This is a genomic window from Lyngbya sp. CCY1209 (genome assembly GCF_035615495.1).
In the GTDB taxonomy this organism is placed as follows: domain Bacteria; phylum Cyanobacteriota; class Cyanobacteriia; order Cyanobacteriales; family Microcoleaceae; genus Limnospira.
This window is the reverse complement of the sequence record NZ_JAJENU010000131.1, coordinates 1-3,714: the sequence shown is the minus strand read 5'-3', so window position 1 is coordinate 3,714 and position 3,714 is coordinate 1. Positions and strand designations below refer to the sequence as shown.

At 52.5% G+C, this 3,714-nt stretch carries 3 protein-coding genes and 1 CRISPR repeat array; all 3 genes read left to right on the top strand.

Annotated features, from left to right (window positions below; all coding sequences use genetic code 11):
• The first annotated feature begins 185 nt into the window (after window positions 1–185).
• The 3 genes from LKE08_RS01055 (at window position 186) to LKE08_RS01045 (ending at window position 2,440) form a co-directional block, all read left to right on the top strand.
• A complete protein-coding gene (locus LKE08_RS01055; RefSeq protein ID WP_324702337.1) occupies window positions 186–1,802 on the top strand; it encodes a HAMP domain-containing sensor histidine kinase in 1,617 nt (538 codons plus the stop codon).
• A complete protein-coding gene (locus LKE08_RS01050; protein ID WP_324702336.1) occupies window positions 1,799–2,176 on the top strand; it encodes a DUF4189 domain-containing protein in 378 nt (125 codons plus the stop codon). Before LKE08_RS01055 ends, LKE08_RS01050 begins: the two co-directional genes overlap by 4 nt.
• 135 nt (window positions 2,177–2,311) lie before the next feature.
• Window positions 2,312–2,440: a hypothetical protein gene (locus LKE08_RS01045; protein ID WP_324702335.1), complete on the top strand. Its 129-nt coding sequence runs from the start codon at window positions 2,312–2,314 to the stop codon at window positions 2,438–2,440.
• A 187-nt stretch (window positions 2,441–2,627) separates the two neighbouring features.
• A CRISPR array of direct repeats spans window positions 2,628–3,666; the repeat unit is 37 nt; unit sequence CCTGATATAATCAGAAATACCTATTAGGGATTGAAAC.
• Window positions 3,667–3,714 lie beyond the last annotated feature (48 nt).

Sequence of the window (3,714 nt, the reverse complement as noted above, 5' to 3'; positions counted from 1 at the left end):
CTAAAGCCGCTTGAGTCGGTTTTCCTCTCCGCGATCAATCACGGAGCTTCCAACCCTCCCAAAAGTTTGACGTGATTCGGTTTTGCCGATCGCAATTCCGGGATCAATTTATACATTTCACCCTAAACCTTGAGGGCAATTTATAAATAATTGCCAGACCACCAATTCTAACGGGCGGGGATATTATGAATCATCTAGTTTTGCCAACTTTAAGTGAAATTCTGATTGACGAAGGGATAGCCGGCGATCGGGTCGCCTCCGGGCGCCTGAGAGCTCAACAACAGTGGTACGGGGCGATCCGGGGCTTGAACCAGTTGCTCGAACGGGCCGACCCCCTCAGAACGCCGGAGACTCCCTCTCAGACGGACTCCCGAACCGCCACGGACATCCCCCCGCCCGAGACCCGGGGTTATGTCATTTCTGGGCCCTCCCCGGTGTTGATGACATCGGCTTTAGCCGCCCATTTCACCACCCAAATTTTGACCTGCGAATCCCAATTCGGGACTGTGGGATCGGCCTGGGGACGGGAACGGGGATTTCGGTTATTACCCGCATCGGACGGGGAGGATGGATCGGTGTCCGTGGAAACCATTCCGGAACCGTTGCGGCCCTCGGCTTTTCCCCTGTCTGAGAACGATCCGTTGACTCGGGAACCGTTTTGCCTGGTGTTGACGGCCCGCTTCAGCCTGGTGATGGTGTTGGGAGTCGATGAGACGGACAATCCGGCGTTTTTATTTTCCTTCGATCCGGAGACGGTGGGCCGTGCGTTGGGGGTTTTGCGCGATCGCATGGTGGCCCGATCTTCGACATCGCCCCGCCACCTCCACCACCAAATCGCCCAACTCGACGCGATCGCGGCCCAGTTTCCCCCCGTCGAACCCCACTATCGGACGGTGACGGAATTCGGCCGCCTGCTGCTGCAAAATCTGCCCCCGGAGGGCGATCGTCGGGAACCTAAACCCAAGTCTCCGGCGACGGAAACGGTGGCGACTTCTCCCGCCGAGGGGTTGTTCGACACCGACGGCCATTTCGTCGCTGCCGCCGATCGCACCATCCACAAATCCCAGGTAGAATTGCTGCAGGCGATCGCCCACGAAGTCCGCACGCCACTGACTACCATCCGCACCTTCACGCGGTTGCTGTTGAAGCGGAAAACTTTCGATCCGGAGGTGGCTCGCCAGCGGTTGGAGGCCATCGATCGCGAGTGTACCATCCAGATCGACCGCTTCAACCTGATTTTTCGGGCCGTGGAGTTGGAGATGTCCCAGGTCCGGGAGCGATCGTGCCAAGTCCACACCAGTCCGGGGGTGCAACTCACCACTATGTCTTTGGGGGATGTGTTCCAAAGCGGACTGCCGCGCTGGCAAAAACAGGCCGGCCAGCGCAACCACACGCTAGAAGTGATTTTACCGAAACAGTTGCCCGCCGTGGTCAGCGACCCGACGCTGTTGGACCAGATGTTGACGGGGGCGATCGAAAATTTCACCCGCAGTTTGCCCAGCGGCAGCCATATCCACGTCGGTGTCCGACTCGCCGGACAGTTGTTGAAACTGCAACTCGAATCCCACTCCCAAACTGAGGCCGGTTCTCCGTTTTGCGGCGCCCCCAAGTCGCCCCTGAAATCCATCGGGCCCCTGTTGATGGTGCAGCCGGAAACGGGTAGTCTGAGTTTAAATATGAACGTCACGAAAAATCTATTCCAAGCCCTCGGGGGCAAGTTGGTGATGCGGCAGCGGCCCCAACAGGGAAAAGTGATGACGATTTTTCTGCCCGTGCAGGTGAGTTCGGTCGAGGGGAAATGAACAAAAAACCGTTGAGTTTATTCACTTTAATTCTACTCGGATTTGGGGGGATGACGGCGGCGGAGAGTCTCGCCCAAAGTCGGGATAATTACGGCGCGATCGCCACCTCGGATTCTAGCACGGATGCCTGGGGTTATGGTTACGATTACCCCACCCGCGCCCAGGCAGAACGCCGCGCTTTGGAAGAGTGCGGGCGATCGGATTGTCAGGTGCGGGTGTGGTTTAAAAATGCCTGCGGTTCCGTGGCGACGAACGGATCTCGCATCGGTTGGGCTTGGGCATCGACTCGGGCGGAAGCGGAAGCCCAGGCGATGTCAGCCTGCGGTCAGGGAGATTGCCGGGTACAAGTTTGGGTCTGTACGACGCGACAATAGTTGAAAAGGGCGATCGCCCTACTCGAATTCCGGGGGATGTTCGCCCCATTTTACCCCCGTTTTCCGGGCTCGAACCCAAGCCGGACGATTCATCTCTAATGCCATTCATGTTATCCTAAAATTCAGAAGATATCAATGTTGAAGTTGCCACAGTGTCCGGGAGGTGAACCGGTGCTTCGGGTCGGCGGTTCCGATGGCAAAACGGGTGGCGATCGCACTGAGATTTTGCGCGACGGGGTAGCTGTAGAAATGAAAGAAATATGAAAAGTGCTTCCATGTCCGATCTGTTCTGGGTTACAGCGATTTCGAGTTCGGAGATGCCCGCGCACCTGACGCGGCGGGGGTTTCAGCGTTTTTGGGGTGTCGCGGACGTGAGAATGGTTATCATTTGGGCGATCGTCGCGCAACTGGCATCCAAAATTCCCTCTGGGCTTGACGTCCTGACGAGGCCCCTGATATAATCAGAAATACCTATTAGGGATTGAAACAAATACGGTGGCAAATATGTTCCTAGAAAATACCCTGATATAATCAGAAATACCTATTAGGGATTGAAACCCATTTCTCATGATTTGAATCGAATCGGCAAATGCGCCTGATATAATCAGAAATACCTATTAGGGATTGAAACTGAAGTTTTGCGCTATCAGGTATTTCAGTGCTTCGCCTGATATAATCAGAAATACCTATTAGGGATTGAAACTCCACTGGCAAATCGGGCAGTAACGCACCCTGCAACCTGATATAATCAGAAATACCTATTAGGGATTGAAACTTGCTCTATTAAAAGAGCTTTGTTGAAATTAGCAGCCTGATATAATCAGAAATACCTATTAGGGATTGAAACTTTAAACTGACGATACCCGTAATTGTTGTAATCATCCTGATATAATCAGAAATACCTATTAGGGATTGAAACGAACATGATGATGTTGTTCATCTCTTCGCGATCGCCTGATATAATCAGAAATACCTATTAGGGATTGAAACGCAGACCCGCAGGAAAGCCCGACAGGCTTCCGCCCATCCTGATATAATCAGAAATACCTATTAGGGATTGAAACCCGCGATTAGCCAGTAAGATTCGGTTCCCCCGATCCCTGATATAATCAGAAATACCTATTAGGGATTGAAACTGGTTCTTCTGTGGAATTGGCGATCACCCGTCCCCCTGATATAATCAGAAATACCTATTAGGGATTGAAACGGCACGGGGATTTCCTCGCATTCAAGCGGGCCCACCTGATATAATCAGAAATACCTATTAGGGATTGAAACAATTGTGTAGCTTGATTGAGCGTCAATCATAGTTCCCTGATATAATCAGAAATACCTATTAGGGATTGAAACGGAAACCGAACTCGCCGCCCTCCGACAAATCTTCCTGATATAATCAGAAATACCTATTAGGGATTGAAACGAAGCCGATGGCCACACAATCCACCGAAGTCAACCTGATATAATCAGAAATACCGATTAGGGATTGAAACTGGAATCGCGGATAGCGGTGAAGCACCGGAAACTTGATATAATGTCGG